General features: G+C 39.8%; 3 protein-coding genes. All 3 read left to right on the forward strand.

All coding sequences use genetic code 11. The features are described 5' to 3' along the window. Positions 1-528 (forward strand): PA14 domain-containing protein (locus tag ACO1O5_RS08845; RefSeq protein ID WP_486269484.1); only part of this gene is annotated, 528 nt, incomplete at its 5' end. A 54-nt stretch (positions 529-582) separates the two neighbouring features. Then, positions 583-2,877, forward strand: coding sequence for a DUF5703 domain-containing protein (locus ACO1O5_RS08850; protein ID WP_486269485.1), 2,295 nt, complete (start codon positions 583-585; stop codon positions 2,875-2,877). Between the two features lie 82 nt (positions 2,878-2,959). Further along, on the forward strand, positions 2,960-3,453 hold a 494-nt coding region (locus tag ACO1O5_RS08855; RefSeq protein WP_486269486.1), incomplete at its 3' end, for a hypothetical protein.

Consider the following 3,453-nt stretch of genomic DNA (forward strand, 5'->3'; position numbering starts at 1 on the left):
AAAGCGATTACTTTGTTGCCAGGTGCTCTGTCCAGCGATATAGCTTCTGAAGAAGTAAAATGTTTTCCATGGTTAAAGGCAACTAAAATAAAAAATCTGAAGACAGGCATCTTGTGGAAATATTATGAGCCGGATGGCGCTGTTAGTTTGGAATCCATTCAAACTTCACCGGTGAAAAAAGAAGGGGTCACCGACGTGATATCTGAAAAAGTAAAACAGCGTGAAGACAGGTATGCATTGCAGTTTGATGGATACATTAATATAAGCAAAGACGGGATATATGATTTCTTTACGTATTCAGATGATGGCAGTAAATTATTTATAGATGCTGAAGAAGTGGTAGATAACGATGGTGAGCATGGCGGTACAGAAGCGGCTGGCATAGCGGCTTTGAAAAAAGGATACCATAAAATAAAGGTTGCTTATTTTGATGCTGGTGGTGGCAACGAGCTGAAAGTTTCCTGGCAAAATAGTAAAGGAAATAAAGAAACGATTCCGGCTAATGTTTTGTTTCATATTGCCCGCTAAATCGTTGTGGACTAAATTTTATTATTCAATTCTGTGCGGAAAAAAAATATAATTATGAAAAGATATGAGTTCCGATTTGTTTTCCTTGCAGGCATTTATTGTCTTGCTTTTGGGATGATACAAAAAAAATCCTTTGCGCAAAATGCAAGGCTCGCTGGCGTTATTCAGCAAAATAATATTGTTTGGAATACAGTCGGTGGCAATTCTCATGGCAGTATGCCTTTAGGAAATGGTGACATCGGTTTAAATGTGTGGACAGAAGCCAATGGAAACCTTTGTTTTTACATCAGCAAAACTGACGCATGGGGAGAAAACGGGCGGCTGTTGAAAATAGGAAAAGTGGTAATCAATATATCACCCAATCCATTTGTTGATGAGAAAACATTTTTTCAAACTCTTGACATTTACAATGGGAAAATAAATATCCGTTCCGGTAGCGGTACAAACGCTATTCGGTTGAATGTTTGGGTCGATGCCAATCGTCCCGTCATTCATGTTGATGCTGATGTTCCTGATGCGACTCACGTTACAGCATACACGCAAATATGGAGAAACAAAATTGATACGATGACGAAGCTGGAAGTAAGCGATTTGAATTATTTCCCAGACCTGTATGGACCAACGATTATTCAGCCTGATGTGCTGTCGAAAGAACCGGCTGCAATTGTTTGGTATCATCGCAACCCCGAGGTTCCGGGTTATAAATTGAATTTGAAACTGCAGGGGCTGGAAGATTTCCCGTTACAAAATCCTTTAAAGGATAGAATCTTCGGGGCTATGATGGCGGGAAATAACTTTAAGAAAATTGATAATTCAACTTTAGTAAGTACAACCGGGCGACAAAGAAATTTGCAAATTGCTGTGCTTACGCAACAACCTTCCACGCCCACGGCATGGTTAGCATCGGTGGAAACTTTAATTGGTAAAAAGCAAATAGTAAGTATCAACAATCTTTACCAGCAACATGAAAACTGGTGGCATCAATTCTGGAACAGGAGTTGGATAAATGTTTCCAATAATGATTCCGTTGAAACGCTGCTCGGAAAAGAGAATGAAGGAAAAGTTATAACAAGAGGTTACGCCTTACAGCGCTTTATGAATGGTTGTGCGGGGAGAGGAAAGTATCCTATAAAATTCAACGGCTCCATCTTTACGATGGATTACCCGGGCACAGAAGGTTTTGCCGATTACCGCAGATGGGGAACCGGCTATTGGTGGCAGAATACACGATTGCCTTATTGGTCGATGGCTGCGGCCGGTGACTTTGAAATGATGCGTCCTTTATTCAAAACTTATTTTGCACAACTTCCTTTGGAAGAATACAGAACTAAAGTTTCTTTTCATCATGCAGGAGCTTATTATCCTGAATGCACTTATTTCTGGGGAAGTACTTTTAGTGAATCATGGGGAAAGAAAACGCTCGAAGAAACAACAGACAAAGTACAGGGGAGCGGTTGGCATAAATACGAATGGGTAAGCGGGTTAGAGTTATCATCGTTAATGTTTGAATATTATGCATACACCCAACAAAAAAAATTTGCTACTGATACTTTGTTGCCACTGGCAGAACAAATCTTATTATTTTTTGATCAACATGAGAAATTAGACGAGACAGGCCATTTAAAATTTGAACCTTCGCAGGCATTAGAAACCTGGTGGAAATGTACCAACGCCTTACCTGAAATTGCGGGCATACATTTTTTGATTAACAAAATAAATGCACTTCCGCAACAATTGGTTTCTGTACGTTTGAAAACTTTAGTGGCAAAGTTGGAGAAGATAATGCCTGCGGTTCCCACGCGGGAGTTTGACAACAAAAAAATGTTAGCCGCGGCTGATAAATTTGAAAATAAATCTAATGTTGAAAACCCGGAACTATATGCAGTGTTTCCTTTCAGACTTTATGGATTAGGGAAGCCCGACATGAATTTAGCGGTTAACGCCTGGGATTACCGCGATCCTAAAGGCTACGAAGGCTGGCGCCAGGATGATCTTTGGGCCGCATTGCTTGGCAAAACCGATGATGCAAAAAATGGCATTGTAAACAGGGCTTCGCATTGGAGTAAAGAAAATCGCTTTCCAGCTTTTTGGGGGCCGAACTATGATTGGATACCCGACCAGGATCATGGAAGTGTGTTACTGAAAACAACGCAATCGATGTTGTTGCAATGCGATGGTAAAGAAATAAGATTGCTGCCAGCCTGGCCCAAAAACTGGGACGTTAGTTTCAAACTGAATGCTCCTTATAATACAACCGTTGAATGTGAATATAAAAATGGTAAAGTTGAAAAGTTGTTTGTTACGCCGGCAGTACGAAAGAAGGATGTAGTGATGAACCAGGAAAGATAGGTTTGGTGGTAATAACAGAGATCGACATTGTTCAAAATAAAAAATAATCAAAATTAGATTTAATGGTAATTAAGCAAGGTTTATGAGAACGCCTATTAAATGGTTGTGGCGATTTAATAAAGTAATTGTCGGTATAACGGTGATGCTGATAGGCAGTTCGCCCGTTTTTTCTCAAAAAATAATCAACCTCTCTGACTATGGAATCGTCTCCAATTCCTACAAAAATGCTTCCCCTGCAATTGCCCGTGCTATAAACGATGCAAAAGGTGCGGATAGCTGCATCATTCGCTTTCCCGGCGGAAGAATAGATATTTGGCCGGAAGGCGCTGAACGAAGGGAATATTATATTTCCAATGCTACGGAAGATGATACTTTATCTAAAGAGAAGACAATCGGGATGCTTTTCGAAAATGCATCCAACATTACTTTAGAAGGAAATAATACCTTGTTGGTATATCATGGAAAAATGATGCTGATGGCAATAGATCACTGTCACAATTTTAAAGTGAAAGATTTACAATTCGATTTTGAAAGGCCAACTATGTCGGAGATGACAATAGTTTCAAAAACAAAAAC

It is taken from the genome of Ginsengibacter sp., from assembly GCF_057362405.1.